At 58.5% G+C, this 19811-nt stretch carries 17 protein-coding genes; 6 read left to right on the top strand and 11 right to left on the bottom strand.

Annotation, left to right across the window (positions count from 1 at the left end; translation table 11 throughout):
* From J7G73_RS07825 to J7G73_RS07810, 4 genes are all read right to left on the bottom strand, one after another.
* Window positions 1-1179 (bottom strand): NAD(P)H-dependent oxidoreductase (locus tag J7G73_RS07825; RefSeq protein ID WP_291245849.1); only part of this gene is annotated, 1179 nt, incomplete at its 3' end.
* Window positions 1176-1727: a PadR family transcriptional regulator gene (locus J7G73_RS07820; RefSeq protein WP_291245848.1), complete on the bottom strand. Its 552-nt coding sequence runs from the start codon at window positions 1725-1727 to the stop codon at window positions 1176-1178. The genes J7G73_RS07825 and J7G73_RS07820, both read right to left, overlap by 4 nt.
* A gap of 134 nt (window positions 1728-1861) precedes the next feature.
* Window positions 1862-2527 carry a hypothetical protein gene (locus J7G73_RS07815; protein ID WP_291245847.1) on the bottom strand — a complete coding sequence of 222 codons (666 nt, stop codon included), beginning with the start codon at window positions 2525-2527 and terminating at the stop codon, window positions 1862-1864.
* Between the two features lie 26 nt (window positions 2528-2553).
* Window positions 2554-2985 (bottom strand): hypothetical protein, encoded by a 432-nt coding sequence (locus J7G73_RS07810; protein WP_291245846.1) that lies wholly within the window; start codon window positions 2983-2985, stop codon window positions 2554-2556.
* A 665-nt stretch (window positions 2986-3650) separates the two neighbouring features.
* On the opposite strand from J7G73_RS07810, the gene ilvA reads away from it, so the two are divergent.
* The 5 genes from ilvA to J7G73_RS07785 all read left to right on the top strand — a co-directional run bounded on the left by ilvA (window position 3651) and on the right by J7G73_RS07785 (window position 9490).
* The gene (ilvA, locus tag J7G73_RS07805; protein ID WP_291245845.1) at window positions 3651-4841 is read left to right on the top strand and encodes a threonine ammonia-lyase; all 1191 of its coding nucleotides are present in this window, start codon (window positions 3651-3653) and stop codon (window positions 4839-4841) included.
* A 47-nt stretch (window positions 4842-4888) separates the two neighbouring features.
* The gene (gene ilvB, locus J7G73_RS07800; RefSeq protein WP_291245844.1) at window positions 4889-6556 is read left to right on the top strand and encodes a biosynthetic-type acetolactate synthase large subunit; all 1668 of its coding nucleotides are present in this window, start codon (window positions 4889-4891) and stop codon (window positions 6554-6556) included.
* A gap of 2 nt (window positions 6557-6558) precedes the next feature.
* A complete protein-coding gene (ilvN, locus tag J7G73_RS07795) occupies window positions 6559-7065 on the top strand; it encodes an acetolactate synthase small subunit (RefSeq protein ID WP_087295867.1) in 507 nt (168 codons plus the stop codon).
* Between the two features lie 91 nt (window positions 7066-7156).
* A complete protein-coding gene (gene ilvC, locus J7G73_RS07790; RefSeq protein WP_291245843.1) occupies window positions 7157-8173 on the top strand; it encodes a ketol-acid reductoisomerase in 1017 nt (338 codons plus the stop codon).
* 135 nt (window positions 8174-8308) lie between these two features.
* Window positions 8309-9490: an ATP-binding protein gene (locus J7G73_RS07785; RefSeq protein ID WP_291245842.1), complete on the top strand. Its 1182-nt coding sequence runs from the start codon at window positions 8309-8311 to the stop codon at window positions 9488-9490.
* A 264-nt stretch (window positions 9491-9754) separates the two neighbouring features.
* Here the strand turns inward: J7G73_RS07785 and guaA are convergent, their stop codons facing one another.
* Entirely contained in the window at window positions 9755-11296 is a 1542-nt protein-coding gene (gene guaA / locus J7G73_RS07780) for a glutamine-hydrolyzing GMP synthase (RefSeq protein ID WP_291245841.1), read from the bottom strand.
* Between the two features lie 480 nt (window positions 11297-11776).
* Here guaA and J7G73_RS07775 point away from each other — a divergent pair, with 480 nt between their 5' ends.
* Window positions 11777-13135: a hemolysin family protein gene (locus tag J7G73_RS07775; RefSeq protein ID WP_291245840.1), complete on the top strand. Its 1359-nt coding sequence runs from the start codon at window positions 11777-11779 to the stop codon at window positions 13133-13135.
* 104 nt (window positions 13136-13239) lie between these two features.
* Here J7G73_RS07775 and J7G73_RS07770 read toward each other — a convergent pair whose 3' ends face one another.
* From J7G73_RS07770 to J7G73_RS07745, 6 genes are read right to left on the bottom strand one after another with little or no spacing between them, the layout of a single operon-like run.
* On the bottom strand, window positions 13240-13767 hold the full coding sequence (locus J7G73_RS07770) for a cob(I)yrinic acid a,c-diamide adenosyltransferase (RefSeq protein ID WP_291245839.1): 528 nt from the start codon (window positions 13765-13767) through the stop codon (window positions 13240-13242).
* The gene (locus J7G73_RS07765) at window positions 13764-15152 is read right to left on the bottom strand and encodes an MATE family efflux transporter (RefSeq protein ID WP_291245838.1); all 1389 of its coding nucleotides are present in this window, start codon (window positions 15150-15152) and stop codon (window positions 13764-13766) included. Before J7G73_RS07765 ends, J7G73_RS07770 begins: the two co-directional genes overlap by 4 nt.
* Window positions 15153-15209: 57 nt before the next feature.
* The gene (locus J7G73_RS07760) at window positions 15210-16304 is read right to left on the bottom strand and encodes an ABC transporter permease (protein WP_291245837.1); all 1095 of its coding nucleotides are present in this window, start codon (window positions 16302-16304) and stop codon (window positions 15210-15212) included.
* Entirely contained in the window at window positions 16295-17377 is a 1083-nt protein-coding gene (locus tag J7G73_RS07755; protein ID WP_291245836.1) for a hypothetical protein, read from the bottom strand. Before J7G73_RS07755 ends, J7G73_RS07760 begins: the two co-directional genes overlap by 10 nt.
* Before the next feature lie 13 nt (window positions 17378-17390).
* Complete coding sequence (locus J7G73_RS07750) at window positions 17391-18248, bottom strand: carbohydrate ABC transporter permease (RefSeq protein WP_291245835.1); 858 nt, start codon at window positions 18246-18248, stop codon at window positions 17391-17393.
* Window positions 18249-18278: 30 nt separating this feature from the next.
* A complete protein-coding gene (locus tag J7G73_RS07745; protein WP_291245834.1) occupies window positions 18279-19712 on the bottom strand; it encodes an ABC transporter substrate-binding protein in 1434 nt (477 codons plus the stop codon).
* Window positions 19713-19811: the final 99 nt, after the last annotated feature.

Genomic DNA, 19811 nt, shown 5'->3' with positions numbered 1-19811 from the left:
CTTATAGAACTTGTGGTCCGCCTTCATCAGACCCTGCATCACATAGATCAGGTCCCGGAAGATCTTCATGCCGCCCACACCGTAGAAATTGGCCGGTCGGGTGAGCTTTTTGTCCATGGCAAAGGTCAGGTTTTCCGCCAGCTGCCGGATCTCCCGGGCGGTGTCACCCTCGTCGGTGGCAACGCCGCACAGGTAGTTGCCGCCCACCTCGGCCCGGCCCTCTAGGATCATGCGCAGGTTGGGCTCGTACCGGTAATCGCCGCTGACCAGATAGGCAATGGGCGTGCCGTGGGTCACAGTGCGGTGGCCATTGCAGAACTGCCGGTCATCGAAGCACTTGAAGCTGGACTGGGTGTAATGATCCGCAATGGTGAAGGCATACACAAAGCCGTCCGCGGTCTGGATGGTGTTCCGCAGAAAGTCGTCAAATCCGTCCTTATACACACATTTTCCGGTGACGGCACAGCCAAAGCAGCCCAGGCAGCCGCCGTCAAAGGGGAACTGGCGCAGGTTCACCACGCGGCTTTCACAGGGCAGTGCGGCGCGGAAATCCACGATCATATTGGCCAGATTTTCGTCGGTCTCGGCGCAGTTGGTCACGATGACCACATCCCCGCTGCGGTCCTTGGCGGCTTGAGGCAGCACCGGCCGGTAAACGGCTTTCTGCCGGGCCGGAGCCTTCACCGGCGGTACCACAAAGGGCCCGTGCTCACAGGAAAACATCAGCTGATCGAAGAAGTTCCGGGCATCCTTCTGGCCCTGCTCGTTGAGCAAATCCTCCATATCAGCGGAAAGCCCGCGAATCACCTTCATGCCCAGATCGCAGCAGTTTTCCTCCACATAGCGGTGGGCGGTCACGTCGTAGAAATGCTTGGAGGTGGTGATCTGGCTGGCGAATTTTCCGGTCAGGTCCACCCCGTCCGCCTTGATCAGCTCGATCAGCCGGTGAAGCTGATAGGGCGCGATAAAGGTGTAAACCGGGTAGCAGAACAGCACCAGCTCAGCCTGCTCCAGGGCAGCGCGCACCGGCGAAAAATCCTTTTCGTATGCCTTGATCCGCTGGCCCACCGGCAGGAAGGTAAATTCATGCTCCGGGTGCAGCGCCTGCAGATAGAGCGCCGTGTGGATGGTGGCGGAGTTTTTCCCCTTGGGGCTTGCGTTCAAAACCAGTATTTTCATGCTTGTTCCTCCAATTCGCAAAGCAGCCGAGCGTACCAGTCACGCTCAAAACGAGCGGCGGCGATGCCGTAGTCGATGGTGTAGCTCTGAAACCGAAAGATGGAATCCCAATCCTTTCCGCCGGGCACCTCGCCCTGACAGATGGCGTCGAACCGGGCGCGGATGGCCTGCAGCGTGGCTTCCATCTCCTCCATCTGGCACAGATAGCCCCGGATGGCTTCTATCCGCTCCTCTGGGTCCGCCAGCCCCAGGAAAAACAGCCGGGCCAGTTCCATGTTCTTGACCTTATCCGCCTGCATGGGCTGACTCACCCAGCCCGCAAAAGCGGCGCGGCCGCTCTCGGTGATGGAAAAGATCCGTTTGCGCCGCTTGCCCTCGTTTGCCTCCCGCGCACTGATGCGTCCCTCCCTCTCCAGCTTTGCCAGTGCAGTCTGCACACTGCCTGCGCTGTGGGAACAGATCAGGGCCAGATTTTGCTTGATAAACTGCTGCAGCTCATAGCCGGTCATGGGCGCAAGCATCAGCAACCCCAGGATCAGATATTCCATAGGCTCCCTCCAAATATATCGAATAGAGATATTATAGAAGAAACCGGTTGCTCCGTCAAGCAGTCGGTTTCCTCAAAAAATCCCGCCTCAGGTGTCCACTGAGGCGGGATTTTAAAATATGATCTGAACGCTTTTTACCTGCATTCCTTCTTCATGGCAAAGTAGCCGATGAGCACCGTCCACACATAAGCGCAGGTCTTGGGAATCATCAGCATGCCGATCATGGGAATGGTGTCGGCCCAGAGCACTACAGGGATGTAGAAGCCGAAGCTCAGCACGATGGTCAGCCACATCCAGCGAAAAGCCTTGTCGTTCTGCTCCTTGGCGCTGCGGTAAAACAGTACGATGATCAGCAGGCCCAGCAGTGCGAAAGGAATGTTGCGGTAGATGCCCCAGGAGAGCGGAGATTCCGCACTGAGCCACTGGTTCTGCGGCATCATGCACAGAGCTACACGCACAGCGGAAAGGATATATACCGCAGCGGTGATGCCGTTCCGGCCGGTGATCTTGTAGCGCTGCCGCCATACGTAGTAAAGCAGCACATAGAACACGGTCATGGTAACGGAAGTGATCCACTTGCCCAGCCCCAGAGGGACGGTGTAGTTCTCCAGTCCGGTGGTGCACAGCGCCAGAGCCCGGGGGACCAGATGGAAGGAATCGCCCGCACCCAGCACCACTGCCATCCAGCCGAACAGCCGGAACTGGCGGTCACCCTTGCTACCTCGAATCATCAGAATACCGATGGTGATAACCGAAATCAAATAGACCGCGTCAAATGCGGTTTCCACAATTGCCTGCATTGTTTCTTCTCCTTTAATCCTCTATATTATTTTGAACCGGCCGCTGCGGCGGATGCCGCCTTACCCCAGTTGCAGCCAAACAACAGCCCGGCCAGCAGCAGCGACGCGCCCAGACCGGTATAAAACACTGCAATAAATTGCTCCGGCGCAAGGCCGCTGGCCCGCAGCCCGATGCCGCCGCTCATCATTACGGCCATAATGGCGAAGGCCTTTTTATCGAAGAACTTCAAAAAGAAATGCCGTTCCTCTTCATAGCTGCTGATTCGCACGGTGTGCTTCTTTACCAGTTTTCCAAAGACAAAGATCTGAAATACCGCGAAAACCAGCACAGACAGCAAGTAATTCAGCACAGACTGATAAGCCGGATAGCTCATCAGGCCGATGCGCAGAATGTTGACCCCTGCCGCGCTCCAAACCAGACAAGCCAGAAGCAGCAGCGTATTGCGTTTTACCTTCATGGAATACCTCCTATTGAACATTGTTCAGTATTCTGTACACAATACACTTTTCGCCGGTGAAGTCCACCTCTTTTTCAATTTTTATATGCATTCTAATAAAGCAATAAAGTTTTTTTCGTAAAATCCATTGACATTCGTTTCCGGGAATGGTATATTGAACAAAATTGAATACGAAATGAAGGCTGTGACGAAGAATGGACCAGGATGATCCGCTGCAGAGAGCCGGTGGTTGCTGTGAACCGGTGCAGATTGCCTGACTCCTCTCCCTTCTGAGCTGGAGACTGAACTCCTCTTTTGGGGCAGTAGGATATCCCGTGTATGCTGCGTTAACGCATAGAAGTTGTTTGACTTCGAACCAGAGCAAAGGCTGTGACGAAGACGGACCTGCAACGAATTTTTCAGAGAGCCGGGGGTGGTGTGATCCCGGTAAAGGACTGCAGTGCTTCCCATCCCTTCCGAGCCGGAGGCCCCAACGGTTTTCCCAGTAGGCGTCTCCCGAGCATGCTGCGTCAGTGCATAGAAGTTGTTTCGACTTCGAAGAGGTGGCGGATCTGTGTATCCGCAATTTGAGTGGTACCGCGAGTGTATTTTACACCCGTCTCAAAGCAAAATTCGCTTTGAGACGGGTGTTTTTCGTTTCAGAGCAGGAAAAGGAGTAAAAAGTTATGCTGTCTCTCGACAAGGTATTCGACGCGCAACAGGTTTTGAAAAACATCGTGCGGGAAACCGGTGTGGTCCGGGCATACGGAATTGCGCCGGAATGTGAACTGTATCTGAAACCGGAAAATCTGCAGATCACCGGCTCCTTCAAGGTGCGCGGTTCCGCTTATAAAATCGCCATGCTGTCGGAGGAGGAAAAAGCGCAGGGCGTAATCGCCTGCTCGGCCGGCAATCACGCCCAGGGTGTGGCGCTGGCGGCTTCCAAAAACGGTATCCAGTCCATCATCTGCCTGCCGGACAACGCCCCCATCTCCAAGGTGGAGGCCACCAAGGGCTTTGGCGCTCAGGTCTGCCTGGTGGAGGGCTGCTATGACGATGCCTATCAAAAGGCACTGCAGCTGAAGGAGGAAATGGGATATACCTTCGTTCATCCCTTCGATGATGAAAACGTGCTCGCCGGTCAGGGCACCATCGCGCTGGAGATCCTGCAGGATCTGGATAACATTGACGCGATCATCGTTCCCATCGGCGGCGGCGGATTGATTTCCGGCATTGCCTATACGGTCAAGCAGATCCGCCCCTCCATCAAGGTATACGGCGTGCAGGCAAGCGGTGCACCCAGCATGTACAACTCCATCCGGAACGGTTCCATCGAATGCCTGGACAGCGTGCAGACCATTGCCGACGGCATCGCGGTCAAGCAGCCCGGCCAGAACACCTTCCAGCTGGTCCACGATTACGTGGACGACATCGCCCTGGTCACCGACGATGAAGTGGCCTGCGCCATCCTCGCGCTGATCGAAAACCAGAAGATGATCGCCGAGGGCGCCGGTGCGGTGGCGGTGGCTGCCGCCATGTTCGGCAAATTCCCCATTCAGGGCAAACGGGTCGTGTGCGTGATCTCCGGCGGCAACATCGATGTGACCAGCCTGTCCCGCGTGATCGACCGCGGCCTGCGCAATTCCGGCCGCTCGTCCAGCCTGCTGATCGAGCTGATCGACAAGCCCGGCCAGCTGAAGGACATCTCCCGCATTATCGCGGACTGCGGCGGCAACGTGACCGGCGTGCACTACGAAAAGGGCAACACCGAAAGCGTTCACGGCTGCTTTTTGCGCATCGAGATGGAAACCCGTGACTTCGAGCATGTGCGCCTGATCACCCAGTCGCTGCGCAACGAGAACTTCAAGATCATCTGATCTTTCCCCCGCACTTCAGAAAATCCAATCGTAAGGAGGAACCCACCATGACCCTTTCCGGCGCAGATATCCTGGTCCGCACCCTGATTGAGCAGGGCGTTGATACCGTATTCGGCTATCCGGGCGGCCAGATCATCAATGTATACGACAGCCTTTACAAATACCAAAGCGAAATTCATCATGTACTGACCGCCCATGAGCAGGGCGCGACCCACGCGGCGGACGGTTACGCCCGCACCACGGGCAAGCCCGGCGTGGTGATTTCCACCTCCGGCCCCGGCGCCACCAATCTGGTGACCGGCATCGCCACCGCTTATCTGGATTCCATCCCCCTGGTGGCTCTGTGCGGCAACGTTCCCACCACCCAGATCGGCACCGACAGCTTCCAGGAGATCGACATCACCGGCGTGACTCTTCCCATCACCAAGCACAATTACTTCGTCAGCTCGGTGGAGGATCTGGCCGACACCATCCGTGAGGCGTTCCGGCTTACTCAGTCCGGCCGTCCCGGCCCGGTGCTGATTGACATTCCCAAGGACGTGCAGATTGCCACCTGTGAGTACACCCCCGCCCCGCCGGTCCCCGCCGATGAGCCGGTGAGCGCCCCTATGGCACAGGTGGAGCAGGCGGCGGTTCTCATCAACGCCGCCAAACGCCCCTTCATCTATTTTGGCGGCGGCATGATCGCCGCTGCCGCCCAGGAGGAAATGCTGGCACTGGCTGACGCCATCGACGCCCCCATCGGCTGTTCGCTGGCGGGCATCTCCGGCATCCCCACCGACCATCCCCGTTTTCTGGGCATGCAGGGCATGCACGGCCACTACGCCTGCTCGCTGGCAATGCACAATGCAGACCTGATCATCTCTCTGGGTGTTCGCTTCAATGACCGGGTCACCGGCAACCGTTCCAAATTCGCCCCGGGCGCACGCATTGTACAGGTGGATGTGGACGGCTCCGAGCTTTCCAAGAATATTCCCGCCACCGTTGGCCTGTGGGGCGATGTGAAGAAGACCCTGCAGGCGCTTCTGCCCCTCATCCGCCCATCCCAGCTGCCGGGATGGCAGAGCGTGGTCGCCCAGCTGCGGCAGGAGGAAGAGGAGAGCCTGGACCACCGCCCCGGCCTGACCCCGCGCAACGCGATTATGGCGCTGAACGAGCGGCTCAGCCCCTCCACCCCGGTGGCCACCGATGTGGGCCAGCACCAGATGTGGGCCGCGCAGACCCTGCGCTTCTGCCAGTCCCGCCGTTTCGCTTCCAGCGGCGGCCTGGGCACCATGGGCTACGGCATGGGCGCTGCCATCGGCGCCTATTTCGCCACCGGCGAGCGCAGCGTGCTGGTCACTGGCGACGGCAGCTTCGGCATGTGCCTGAACGAGCTGGCCACCGCGGTCAGCAACCGGGTTCCCCTGGTGATTCTGCTGATGAACAACGGTGTGCTCGGCATGGTACGCCAGTGGCAAACCCTGTTCTTTGACAAGCGCTACTCCAACACCGTGCTGAACCGGAGCACCGATTTCGTCGCCCTGGCCAAGGCCTTTGGTGCGGCCGGTGAAACCGCCGACACCCTGGAGGAGCTGAACGCCGCGCTTGACCGGGCCTTCGCCTCGGACGGCCCCTATCTGATCGATTGCGCCATCGAAAAAGACGAATTTGTTCTGCCCATGCTGCCTCCCGGAGGAAGCGTGGAGGAAATCATCACGAAGGTAGGTGACTGAAGATGAATCGATACACCATCGCCGTACTGGTCCGCAACCAGTTTGGCGTGCTGAACCGGGTGACCAGCATGTTCCGCCGTCGCCAGTTCAACATCACCGCTCTGACGGTGAGCGAAACCGAATCCAATCAGTATTCCCGCATTACCGTGGTCTTCAGCGGCGATGCACTGAAGGAGCAGCAGCTGATCAGTCAGCTGCAGAAGCTGCCGGATGTTTGCTCCATTCGCCAGCTGCACAGCGAGGATTCCATCAGCTGCGAGCTGCTGCTCATTAAAATGGCCAACGAGCCCTCCACCCGGGAAGAGATCCGCGCCGCCGCTTCTGCCTTCGGGGCCGACACCGTGGACTATTCTCAGCATTCCATGGTCTTCCGCCTGACCGATACCAGCCACCGCATTGACGATTTTCTGGATTTCATGCGAGACTATACCATTCTGGAAATCTGCCGCACCGGCTGCGTTTCCCTGCAAAAGGGCAGCGCTACGCTTCGCCAGGATGTGGACGAATGAGCATTCCGATTTGCTTTTTCTAAGGCGGCACCGTATTTCTTCCGTCGGTGCCTCCCCAACATACAAATTATAAAGAAAGAGGTACATTACAATGCAAAGAATTTTTTATCAGCAGGACTGTGATCTCCAGAAGCTAGCAGGCAAGACCGTTGCCATCATCGGCTACGGCTCCCAGGGCCACGCACATGCGCTGAACCTGAAGGAAAGCGGCGTGGACGTGGTGGTTGGCCTGTATCCCGGCTCCAAGAGCTGGGCCAAGGCTGAAGCCCAGGGCATGAAGGTCATGAACAGCGACGAGGCCGCCAAGGTTGCCGATGTGATCATGATCCTGATCAACGACGAAAAGCAGGCCGCTCTGTACAAGGAAAGCATCGAGCCCAACCTGACCGAGGGCAAAACCCTGGCCTTCGCCCACGGCTTCAACATCCACTACGGCTGCATCAAGCCGCCCAAGAACGTCAACGTGATCATGGTTGCCCCCAAGGGCCCCGGCCACACCGTGCGCAGCGAGTACCAGGCCGGCAAGGGTGTTCCCTGCCTGGTAGCCGTGGAGCAGGATGCCACCGGCGACGCGCTGGAGATTGGCCTGGCCTATGCTCTGGGCATCGGCGGCGCCCTTGCCGGTGTGCTGGAAACCACCTTCCGCACCGAGACTGAGACCGATCTGTTCGGTGAGCAGGCCGTGCTGTGCGGCGGTGTCTGCGCTCTGATGCAGGCCGGCTACGAAACTCTGGTGGAAGCCGGTTACGACCCCCGCAATGCCTACTTTGAATGCATCCACGAAATGAAGCTGATCGTAGACCTGATTTACCAGAGCGGTTTCTCCGGCATGCGCTACTCCATCTCCAACACCGCGGAGTACGGCGACTACATCACCGGGCCCAAGATCATCACCGATGAGACCAAGAAGGCCATGCGCAAGATCCTGAAGGACATCCAGGACGGCACCTTCGCCAAGGACTTCCTGCTGGATATGTCCTCTGCAGGCAGCCAGGTACACTTCAACGCCATGCGCAAGCTGGCTTCCGAGCATCCCAGCGAGGTGGTTGGCCAGGAGATCCGCAAGCTGTACAGCTGGAGCGACGAGGAGCAGCTGATCAACAACTAATCTCCTCCCCTGTTTCCCGCAAGCACCAGCCCGCCTGGTTTTCCAGACCGGGCCGGTGCTTGCTATTTTCTGCAAAGGAGGTGGGCGCGAACCGGCGCGAGGCTTTATCCGTCTTGTCCGGGCGCGCCATAGGATATGAATCCAAAGGAATTGAAGCTGCTGGCCCTCCGGCTTCAGGCGCTGGCTCTTTTTCGTTCCCTTCGTGCCGATCCGGTGCTGGCCGCGCTGGAAGACTTTCTGGCCACCCCGGACCCGGAGCACTACGCGGCGTTTGTCTGCGCCCTGTACGAGGCCAATGGCGGTGATCTGACCGGGCACATTGAACAGCTCTGTGCCAACAGTGACACGGTATACGTGCGAATGCTGGGCGCTGGTGAGCAGCCCGGGCCCCATCTGCAGCGTGCATTGCAAACGGAGCTGACTACCCTGCAGCAGGTCGCCTGCCTGGACTCCCCTTGCCTGCAGGTTCTGATGGAGCAAACCGAGTTTCTGCCGGACTACCAGTGCCGGCCGATTGACCTGCCCGCCCTGATTCTGCACCGGCTGGAAAATATTCACCGCTATGGCTACGGTATCTACGCCAACCACGGCATGTTCTGCGTGGACGATGCGGGCCAGATCCTGCCGGTATCCCATCCTGATCCGGTGGCTCTGTCCGATCTGGTGGACTACGAAGCACAGCGCGCGGTGATTCTGCAAAACACCCAGGCGCTGCTGGAGGGAAAACCCGCCGCCAACATCCTGCTCACCGGCGATGCGGGAACCGGCAAATCCTCCACCGTGAAGGCGGTGGGAAACAAGTTGTTCGATCAGGGGCTGCGCATCGTGGAGGTCCGCAAGGATCAGCTGCGGATCATTCCTCAGGTGCTGGAGCAGCTGTCCGCCAATCCGTTAAAATTCATCCTCTTCATTGATGATCTTTCCTTTGTGAAACAGGATGATAATTTCAGCACCCTTAAGGCTGTGCTGGAGGGCTCGGTAACCGCAAAATCCCGCAATGTGGCCATTTACGCCACCAGCAACCGCCGCCACATCGTCCGAGAATCCTTCTCTGAGCGGGACGGCGACGAGGTGCACCGCAACGACACCATGCAGGAGCTGGTCTCGCTGTCGGCCCGGTTCGGCATTCACATCACCTTCTCCAAGCCCAACAAGAGCACCTATCTGAATATTGTGCATCATCTGGCCCGGGCCGCCGGGCTGAAGCTTTCGGAAGAGGAGCTGGATCTGCGCGCCGAGCGCTATGCCCTGGAGCGGGGCGGGCGAAATGCACGCCTGGCCCGCCAGCTGGTGGACCGGCTTCTGAGTGAACAATAACCAAACTAGCCATAGAAAAAATCAGAGTCTTGTCAAAAACGAGGGTCTCTTTGTACTGAAGCAAAATAAAAGGTCTAACTGATCAGCAAAAATCAGTTAGACCTTTTCTCTTAGAATAAAAATCCTGCGTATTCGCAAGCCACCCAAATCACCAGAATAACTCTGAAATTGACGGGTGCTATCAATCTGCTATCAAAGGGGAAATCTGAAATCCGAAAACCCAGTGTTTATGCGGGTTTGCGGGCTCTTATATCCACTTTTACCTTATTCAAACTCGATGGTTGCCGGGGGCTTACCGGTGCAGTCGTACATGACGCGGTTGATATGGGGAACCTCGTTCACGATACGGCTGGTCACCTTGGCGATCAGATCCCAGGACAGATATGCGGGCTCGGCGGTCATGAAGTCGGTGGTGGTCACCGCACGCAGAGCCACGGCGTAGTCGTAGGTGCGCTCGTCGCCCATAACGCCCACGCTGCGCATGTTGGTCAGCGCTGCAAAGTACTGGCCCAGGTTCTTGTCCTCACCGGCGGCGGCGATCTCCTCACGCCAAATGGCGTCGGCATCCTGCACCATCTTGATCTTCTCCTCGGTCACCTCACCGATGATACGGATGGCCAGACCGGGGCCCGGGAAGGGCTGACGGCTTACCAGGTACTCAGGAATACCCAGCTGACGGCCGGCGTTGCGCACCTCATCCTTGAACAGGTCGCGCAGGGGCTCGATGATCTCCTTGAAGTCCACGTAATCCGGCAGGCCGCCCACGTTGTGGTGGCTCTTGATCACGGTGCTCTCACCGCCGGCGCCGCTCTCCACCACGTCGGGGTAGATGGTGCCCTGCACCAGGAAGTCCACGGTACCGATCTTCTTGGCCTCTTCCTCGAAGACGCGGATGAACTCCTCGCCGATGATCTTGCGCTTCTTCTCGGGCTCTTCCACGCCCTTCAGCTTATCGTAAAAGCGCTGACGGGCGTTCACGCAGATGAAGTTCAGGTCGTAGGGACCCTCGGGTCCGAACACGCTGCAAACCTCTTCGCTCTCGTTCTTGCGCAGCAGGCCGTGGTCTACGAACACGCAGGTGAGCTGCTTGCCCACCGCCTTGGCCAGCATAACGGCAGCCACAGAGCTGTCCACACCACCGGACAGAGCGCACAGCACCTTGCCGTCGCCTACCTTGGCACGGATGGCCTCGATGGACTTCTCCACGAAAGAGTCCATGGTCCACTCGCCCTTGCAGCCGCAGACATTGTACACGAAGTTGGAGAGCATCTTGGTACCCTCCTGGGTGTGCAGCACTTCGGGGTGGAACTGCACGGCGTACAGGTTGCGCTCGGGCCACTCCATGGCAGCCACCGGGCAGTTGGTGGTGTAGGCGCTGATGGTAAAGCCGGGAGCCGCCTTCTCGATGTAATCGTTATGGCTCATCCAGCAGATGGTCTTTTCGCTCACGCCCTGGAACAGCTTGCTCTTGGTGTCCACGTTGACCTCGGTCTTGCCGTATTCCCGCTCGGGGGCAACACATACGTGGCCGCCCAGCAGATGCATCATCAGCTGCGAGCCGTAGCAGATGCCCAGCACGGGGATGCCCAGCTCAAACACCTCAGTGCTGATGGAGGGGGAATCCTCCAGATATACGCTGTTGGGGCCACCGGTAAAGATGATGCCGGCGGGCTTTTTCTCCCGGATGGCCTCCATAGCCTTGGTGTAGGACACGATCTCGCTGTAAACGTGGCACTCACGCACACGGCGGGCGATCAGCTGATTGTACTGGCCGCCAAAGTCCACAACTAAGATGGTTTCTGCCATTGATTTTCCTCCCTTTGCGACTGGTTTGCTTCACAGTTTACCCATGATTATAGCACAACTTTGTGGGCAAGAAAACAGTAAAACCGAAAATTTGCCCGTATTTCGCCGCTTTTTCCGTTTTTCCAGTGCACACAGCGATTATCCGGCCGATACTGGTAAAAGCGCCCAAAATCAAGCTCATCCGGCGCTTGACAAGACCGCCTGCTTTCCTGTATCATCTAACCATTCCCATCCAAACCTGAAAAAGGAGAGCATTTGATTTATGGACGACGGTGACCCTGCCCAATGCCCCATTGCAACTGAATCAAACCGACGATACAAGACACACCTGTTTTCTCTTTGTGCGGAAAACGGGCGTGTCTTTTTGCGTTTTCTGCGAATGCTGCGTTAGCGGCACTTTCCTCTTTGCGGGCATCCCCCCAACTTGCCCGCCCCGCCTGTTTGTTTGATTCACCAACATGAAAAAGGAGCTTATATTTTATGAACCCGATTGTATGGCAGATTCTTCTGCAAATCATTCTGATCGCACTGAATGCGGTGTTTGCCTGTGCTGAGATCGCAGTAATCTCGGTGAGCGACGCCAAGCTGGCCCAGCTCATTGCCCAGGGCGACAAGCGCGCTGTGCGTCTGGCCCGGCTGACCAGCCAGCCCGCCCGTTTTCTGGCCACCATTCAGGTTGCCATTACCCTGTCCGGCTTTCTGGGCAGCGCCTTCGCCGCGGACAATTTCGCCGGCATCCTGGTGGACGGCCTTCTCAGTCTGGGCGTGCCGGTGCCCGCTCAGACCCTGAACGCGGTATCGGTGGTGCTTATCACTCTGATCCTTTCCTATTTCACCCTGGTGTTCGGTGAGCTGGTGCCCAAGCGTCTGGCCATGAAAAAGGCAGAAAGCCTTGCGCTCGCCATGTCCGGTATGATCTCGGCGCTGGCCCGGGTGGCTTCGCCCATCGTGTGGGTGCTCACCGCCTCCACCAACTTTGTGCTCCGGCTGTGCGGACTGGACCCCAACGCCGAGGAGGACGAGGTGAGCGAGGAAGAGATCCGCATGATGGTGGACGCGGGCAGCAAAAAGGGTGTGATCGACCAGGAGGAACGGGAGTTCATCCAGAATGTATTCGAGTTTGACGACCGCACCGTGGCCGAGTTTGCCACCCACCGCACCGAGCTGACCGTGCTCTGGCAGGAGGACAGCGACGAGGTCTGGGCTGCCACCATCCGGGAGAGCCGCTTCGCCAAGTACCCGATATGCGGCGAAACCGCCGACGATGTGATTGGCGTGCTGAACGTGCGGGATTACTTCCGTCTGCAGGACCGCAGCCGCACCCAGGTGATGGAAAAGGCGGTGCGTCCGGCCTATTTTGTGCCCCAGCATCTGCGGGCGGACGTGCTGTTCCGGGAAATGAAGCGCACCCGCAACCATTTCGCCGTGGTGCTGGACGAATACGGCGGTGTGACCGGTGTGGTGACCATGAACGACCTGCTGGAACAGCTGGTGGGCGACCTGGAGGACGACATGGAAAAGGCCGCTCAACCCCGGGAGATCGAACCTCTGACCCCCGGCCGCTGGCGGGTGCAGGGCTCCGCTCCCCTGAAGGAGGTCGCCCGCAGCCTGTCGCTGGAACTGGACGAGGAGCTTCTGGATACATACGACACCTTCGGCGGCTTTGTGTTCGGTCAGCTGGGCACGGTTCCTGCCGACCAGGAGCGTTTTTCCGCCAAGCTACCGCCGGTGTGCATTTACACCGCTCGGGTGCGGGACCACCGACTGGAGGATGCGGTGGTAAGCCCTCTGGCTCCGCCGGAGCCTGCCAAAGCGGATGAGAATGCCGAAGAGGGCTAATTTCCCCGTTTTTCTTCTTTCATAAACAACAACGAAAAAACGCCCGTGATCTGTGCGGTTTGCCAGGTCACCGGGCGTTTTCTGTTTTTTTATCCGGAGGCGTTTTAGAACTCCACGCCCTTGCGGCCCGGGATGCCCCGGTCGAAGGGATGGCGGTGACAGCGCATTTCGGTACAGTAGTCCGCCGCATCCATCAGCCACTGGGCGGGCTCGTGGGCGGTGATCACCAGCTCCAGTCCGGCGGGCTTGTGCTCCACCAGCTGACGCAGGGTATTCATATCCTCCAGCATATCCAGCTGGCAGAGGGAGCCCGCCTCATCCAGCACCAGCAGGTCCACCTGCCCTTCGTTCACCAGACGGATGGCCTCGTTCAGCATCTTCTGCTGCACGGCACGGGCAGCCTGCTTTTCCTCCTCGGTCATTTTAAACACGAACTTCATGGTCTCGGTGCTGCGGATCACCTTTGCACCCAGCTTTTCCAGCCCGGCGACCTCTCCGCTGGGGTGGCTTTTCAGAAACTGAACCACCACCACACGCCAGCCGTTGCCCAGCGCCCGCAGCGCCAGGCCCATGGAAGCGGTGGTTTTGCCTTTGCCGTTGCCGAAGTAAAGATGTGTCAAGCGTTCTTTCATGTTGTTTCTCCTTTTGCGCTCCCGGTCAGCACAGCCTGCAGCCGGGCACGGTTTTTCCAGTAATATACAAAGCCCACCAGGTCCGCCAGGAACCAGCCGATGGGAACCGACCACCAGATACCGGTGACTCCGATGGCCGGGATGGCGGACAGGCCATAGGCCAGGATGACCCGGGTGCCCAGTGAAAGAATAGTGAGCACCACCGACATGCCCGGCTTTTCCATGGCCCGGTAGAGGCCGTACAGCAAAAACAGACAGCCGATGCCGCAATAAAAACTGCCCTCAATGCGCAGATACTGCACTCCAATGCCCAAAATCTCGGTCTCTTCAGGGGCCACAAAGATGAGCATCAGCGGATGGGCGAAAACAAATACCAGGGCACTCACCGCCACACAGAACCCGGCCGAGATGGCCACCGCCCGCCGGATGCCCTTCTGGATGCGGTCGGCCTTGCCTGCCCCGTAGTTCTGGGCCACGAAGGTGGAAAAGGCGTTGCCCAGGTCCTGAGCGGGCATGTAGGCGAAGGTATCGATCTTCACCGCAGCCGCGAAAGCGGACATCACCGCCGGGCCGAAGCTGTTTACCCGTCCCTGCACCATCAGGATGCCGAAGTTCATAATGGACTGCTGCATACAGGTGAGCAGCGAATAGCTGGTCACCTCAGCCAGACGGGCCCGGCCAAAGCGCCAGTGCTGTTTGTGGGGCAGCAGTTCCCGGGCCCCAAACAGGCTGTACACCGCCAGCCCGATGCCGGACAGATACTGGCTGAGCACGGTGGCAAAAGCCGCACCCGCCACGCCCCAGTCAAAGCGCAGCACGAAAAGCAGGTCCAGCCCGATGTTCATCACCGAGGAAACGCCCAGAAAGGCCAGCGGCACCGCCGAGTTGCCCACCGCCCGCAGCATACAGGCGAAGTAGTTATACAGAAAGGTAGCGGGGATGCCCGCGAAGATCACCAGCAGATACACCCGCATCAGTTCCCAGACCTGCTCCGGTACCTGCAGCAGAGCCAGAATGGGGTCCACCAGCAGATAAACGCCCACGGTAAGCAGGGCAGCCAGCACGCCGATCAGCGTAAAGGAGGCCGCCACACAGGAGCGCATCCGCTCCCCGTCCCTCTGGCCCCAGCAGATGGATACCAGCGCCCCGCTGCCCATGGCCAAGCCCAACAGAATTGAGGTGAGGAAGGTCATGAGCGTGTAGGCCGAGCCCACCGCCGCCAGAGCATTCGCCCCCAGAAAGCGACCCACAATCAGAGTGTCAGCAATGTTATACAACTGCTGCAGCAGGTTGCCCGCAATCATGGGCAGGGAAAACAGAACTAGAGTCTTTGTGATGCCGCCCTGGGTCAGATCTTTCGTCAACGAAAACCGCCTCCATACCAAAACAAAAAGCACTCGCCCCGCGCGGCCAATGCCGAACACCGGGCTGAGTGCTTTCTATTATAGCATATTTCGATCCCTGTCAAAAGACAAAAACAACCACTGCTCCATGGCCAAGCAGCACACCAGCGCCGCTGCTCCCCATATCGCGATCAGGGACAGATAGCCGCCTATCAATGCCTGATACTGCTGCGGGTTGCTGAACAATGCCTGATAAAACCCGCGGATATTTTCCAGATACCATTCCAGATCAAAAATCTGATCCGGCGGCAGCCAGCTTTGCGGCAGCCGCATCAGACGCCCCACTCCCCACACAATGGCCAGTGGCCCGGCAAGATCCCGCAATGCGCAGCATGCCAGAACGGCGAACCGGCGGGGCGTTTTTTCCTTTTCCCTCCACAGGGTGATCATTGATTTAATCCCCCGGTTCATCCAGCGAAGCAGCGGCCACAGCCCCGCGCCAACACCCGTGAACAAACACAGCTGAACGGCGAATTGCCGGGCGCAGCGCAGGTCCTGAGCTTCTCCGTTTAAAACACTGTCGGCGGCTGCCTGAATCGACTCCCGCAGTTGTTCCAGTGTGCTTTGCTCCGCCGGGCAAAGCAGCTGGGTAGCCGGGAATTCCCCGCCGTCCCATTCCACCGGCCGGCTCAGATACACCCGGGGCAGTTCCCCGGCACAGACACTCGGCCAAAAGCGCCGCTCTGCCCGGTAGATGCCGCAAATCTGATAATATTCACCCTGCACCAGAAGCTCCGCCCCTACTGCCTGATCACTCCCCAGCAGCTCCAGGGCCAGCGCATCGGAAATCACCGCAAAGGCCCGATGCTGGTGCACGGCATCCGTCCCAAACCAGCCCCCGGCGCTAAAGCGCATGCCCACGGCGGCGGCGTAATTGCTGGTCGCGGGGAACAGGCGCACCGTTTGAGTGCGCCCCAGCGAGGGCAGCTCCACGGTTCCGATCTGTTCTCCCACTGCCGCAGCCTGACCGGGCATTGCTTGTGCCTGTTCTACGCTGACCCCCAGCCCGGAGGCGCTGGAAAACACCACAGCCTCCGGCACCACGGCCCGCATATCCCGGGTGGTTTTACACTGCATGGCAAAGCACAGCAGGGCGGCTGCAGCCCAGAAGAGGGCCCGTTTTTTCAGCTCCATAGCGGCTGCACCTGCTCCCCATCGGTCAAGGCCCGGTCAAAGTAAGAAGCGATGCGGTCGTTGCTGTCGATTGCTTCCCCCACCGGCTCGACTGCGGCATTTACCGCATCCGTGGCCAGCAGCTCCACCGGCACCAGACGCACCCTGTATTCCTCGCCCCAGATTCCGTTCACCTGCTCCACCTTTGCCACTGCATATTGCTCCGGCCCGATCAAAATCAGGCCGGAAAGGGGTACCAGACACTGGTATGTCCGGCTGTTGCTTTTTGCCGTCACCTCCACCTGTGCGCCCGGGCGGAGAGATCCCTGTTCCAGCTCCAGCAAAGCCTCAACGCGGTACATACCCGCTTCTTCCTCCCACTGATATTGCTGCAGGGAAGCGTCGGCTTCCACCGTTTCCAGTATGCCGTCCTCCTGTTCCACCCGGCAGGTGCCCTCCAGCACCAGCTGCTCCTGCTCCAGCAGAGTTTGCGCCTGTGCGTCCGTAAGGCTCCACTGGATGCAGTCTGCCGCCGAAGCCTGACTGACCGTGATACGTGCAACCGTCTGTCCGGTTGCCGCCGCACCCGGCTGTGCAAGTTCTTTCACGATTCCATCCGCCGGGGCGGTTACCACGCCATCTGCCGGAAAACTGGTCTTCACCTGCCGGTACTCCATTTTCACCGCCTCCAGCTTCTGTTCCAACACCAACCGGTCACCACCGGTCCAATCATAGGCGTTGATGTAGTTGGTCTGCTCCTGAATCTGCGCAGCCAGGGTCTGAAGCCGAATCTGCTGCTCCTGCACGTCCAGAACCAGCAAAGCGTCCCCTTTGCAAACAGCCTGCCCTTCCTCCGCCATTGTCCGCAGGATCACCCAGCTGCCTGCTGCCTGTACACTTTGCTGCTCCGGCTGCTCTGCCGCGGCAGTGGCCAGATAATGCTCGGTGAAGGAAAGCCTTCCAGAATAGGGTTTGACCGCCTGCACCTGAGGCATCAGCTGCGCCTGAACCACACCAGCCAGCACTGTGCACAGCCCCAGCAGCACAGCCAGCCGCAGCCCCCAGCGCAGCACAGCGGTTTTGTATGCCTTCATTGCCATTCTCCTTTTACTTCAATCCGGAAAATTCAATTCCCTGCACCAGCTCCTTTTGGAAAAACAAAAAGAGCAGCAGCACCGGTAACAACGCCAGAACGCCGCAGGCAAAGCTGAGGGAAAAGTTTTCGCTGTTGACGCTGGCCAGAAACACACTGAGCGGATAGCGGGCGGTATCCTGCAAAAAAGTGATCGGCTGCTCCACCATATTCCACGCGTCGATAAACGCAAGCAGCGCCAGGCTCACCACGCCGCTTTGGGCGGCGGGAATCATAATCCTCACCAGCTGCTGCCCGGTGGAAGCACCGTCCAGCCGAGCGGCATCCAAAAGCTCATCCGGCACGCTTTTGAATACCTGCGCCATCAGGAAGGTACCAAAAGGAGCCAGCGCCATCGGCAGCACTAAGCAGGCCCAACGATCCAGCAAACCCAGCCAGTCCAGCACAATATAATTGGGCACAAGTGTGACCTGCACCGGCATCAGCATCAGTACGATCAGGGCGTAATATAAAAGATTTTTGTGAGGAAACCGGTATTTTGCAAATGCAAATCCGCCCATGCAGCTGACGATCAGCTGCCCCAGCACAATGGCCGCGCAAAGCAGCAGGCTGTTCCAGAACTTGATCAGATAGTCCGGCCTTCGCAGCAGCACCTGATACCAACTTTCCAGCGAGAGGCGATCCGGCAGCAGATGAAGCCTTACAGTCTGTTCCGCCGCCCCCTCATAGATCGGGCCGAAATAATGCTCAATCTCCCCGGGGCTCATCAGGCTGCCCAGCAGAGTAAAAAACACCGGCAGCAAAATTGCCAGCGTGACGGCGGCTAGCAGCTCGGCCGCCAGGATTCGAATGATTGCCGGGCTGTGCCGCATTTACCATTCCCTCCTTTGGCGTGGATTTTCTTACTCGGTGCGGTAGATCCGCCAATAGTTTTGCGCCTTTTGGGCGCACTCCTCATAGCCTGCCGTTCCCTCAAAATATGGCCGGAAGCTCTCCAGCAGAACCTCGTAAGGCTCCACAGTAAAGACAACCGCGCTCGCCTGCCCCACCTGGTCCATATAATGCTCCAGCCCGAGGGTGCCGCCGTACAGCGTTTCCAGCGGTTTGGTGGCGCTGATCTGCTGGCTCACAATCTCTTCGCTCCCCTGCAGAACCCAGCCGTAATTTTCGCCCTGGCTGGTTGCGGCCCACAGCACCTCTTCATCCAGCATGGTTCGAATGAAACGCCAGCCGTTCAGCTGATTCTTCGAACTGGCCAGCACTCCGGCCCACTGCCCAACAATTCCGGTGGTCCCGCCCTGTTGGTTGCGGGCGACCAGATAATCGACGGTTTCGCCCTGTTTGACCGCGTTCATCTGCTGCAACCCCAGCAAGCGAAGCTGATCCTCCGGCGGCATCTGTTCCGAAGCATCCCGGGGATAAGCATTCACCCGCTCGTATTCCAGCCGGCACAGCTCCAGCCACTGGCGCACCTGCGCATCCTCCAGCGGAAGGCGCTCGTTTTGCAGATCGCACAGCTCCGGGAACAGGCTCACAAAGGTCTGCGCCAGAACGTAGTCTGCATTGGCCCGGTTGCCGCCGCTCCAGCTCAGCTGCGGATTTTGCTCCAAAAAATGCTGCATGGTATCCAGATACGCTTGTCGGTCCGCAACAGCGCCCGGGTCAATTCCGTAACGGGCAAAGCGCTCGGCTGTACTGTTCAAAAAGTCCACTCGATAGGTAATTGGAATCACATACTGCTCGCCCCGTCTCTGACCGCTTTGCAGCACCAGCTCCTTCAGCGGGGGAAGATCCTCTCCCTCCGCCTCCACATAGGGCGTGAGGTCACAGAAAACGCCCGCCTTCATCTGCTTGGCCGGATTCTGCAAAAATAGGTCTCCTGTGCTGAACACCACGTCCGGTCCATCTCCGGCCATGATCTGGGTGCGCAACTGGGTCAGCTTTTCTTCATTCTGCGCGCTGGATTCATCGATAAAGAAATACTCCACCGTCAGCTCCACATCCGGCCAGGCAGCTGTGAACCGGGCTTTGGCCTTCTCCATGGCTTTGAATTCCGAATAGCGGCCGGTATACTCCGGCGCTACGCACAACACCCGAAGCGTATCGGTCTGCTTTTGTGTGGGGGAAATTCCCCACACGGCAAATCCGCCCACCCCCAATATCACTGCCGCTGCGAGCACCAGCGCCGCGCGGCCCTTTCGCTTTGTGCTTTGATCCAGCGCCGCTTCCAGGCGCTCTTTCATCTGCTCCTTCTCACGGAACGCACTGGTAAAGCTCTCCGGCGTATCGCACAGCCAGCTCTTTACCTTTTGTTGGCACTGTTTGACCCAGTTCATGGTCTCCCTCCCTTGCTGTTATGCTTCTGTTTTCCGCTGCACCCACAGCAGCAGGCCAACCAGAAGAAAAATCACGCTGAACAACAGAATGGCCGCCAC

This window comes from Allofournierella sp., assembly GCF_017889395.1.
In the GTDB taxonomy this organism is placed as follows: domain Bacteria; phylum Bacillota; class Clostridia; order Oscillospirales; family Ruminococcaceae; genus Allofournierella.
Note: the sequence above shows the minus strand (reverse complement) of the source record. Positions and strands in the feature narration are given on the sequence as shown.

Bases quoted from the DNA above. Each gene is read 5' to 3' on its own strand.
- J7G73_RS07820 (WP_291245848.1), bottom strand. From the start codon at position 1,727: ATGGAATATCTGATCCTGGGGTTGCTGATGCTTGCGCCCATGACCGGC.
- J7G73_RS07815 (WP_291245847.1), bottom strand. From the start codon at position 2,527: ATGCAGGCAATTGTGGAAACCGCATTTGACGCGGTCTATTTGATTTCG.
- J7G73_RS07810 (WP_291245846.1), bottom strand. From the start codon at position 2,985: ATGAAGGTAAAACGCAATACGCTGCTGCTTCTGGCTTGTCTGGTTTGG.
- ilvA (WP_291245845.1), top strand. From the start codon at position 3,651: ATGCTGTCTCTCGACAAGGTATTCGACGCGCAACAGGTTTTGAAAAAC.
- ilvB (WP_291245844.1), top strand. From the start codon at position 4,889: ATGACCCTTTCCGGCGCAGATATCCTGGTCCGCACCCTGATTGAGCAG.
- ilvN (WP_087295867.1), top strand. From the start codon at position 6,559: ATGAATCGATACACCATCGCCGTACTGGTCCGCAACCAGTTTGGCGTG.
- ilvC (WP_291245843.1), top strand. From the start codon at position 7,157: ATGCAAAGAATTTTTTATCAGCAGGACTGTGATCTCCAGAAGCTAGCA.
- J7G73_RS07785 (WP_291245842.1), top strand. From the start codon at position 8,309: ATGAATCCAAAGGAATTGAAGCTGCTGGCCCTCCGGCTTCAGGCGCTG.
- guaA (WP_291245841.1), bottom strand. From the start codon at position 11,296: ATGGCAGAAACCATCTTAGTTGTGGACTTTGGCGGCCAGTACAATCAG.
- J7G73_RS07775 (WP_291245840.1), top strand. From the start codon at position 11,777: ATGAACCCGATTGTATGGCAGATTCTTCTGCAAATCATTCTGATCGCA.
- J7G73_RS07770 (WP_291245839.1), bottom strand. From the start codon at position 13,767: ATGAAAGAACGCTTGACACATCTTTACTTCGGCAACGGCAAAGGCAAA.
- J7G73_RS07760 (WP_291245837.1), bottom strand. From the start codon at position 16,304: ATGGAGCTGAAAAAACGGGCCCTCTTCTGGGCTGCAGCCGCCCTGCTG.
- J7G73_RS07755 (WP_291245836.1), bottom strand. From the start codon at position 17,377: ATGAAGGCATACAAAACCGCTGTGCTGCGCTGGGGGCTGCGGCTGGCT.
- J7G73_RS07750 (WP_291245835.1), bottom strand. From the start codon at position 18,248: ATGCGGCACAGCCCGGCAATCATTCGAATCCTGGCGGCCGAGCTGCTA.
- J7G73_RS07745 (WP_291245834.1), bottom strand. From the start codon at position 19,712: ATGAACTGGGTCAAACAGTGCCAACAAAAGGTAAAGAGCTGGCTGTGC.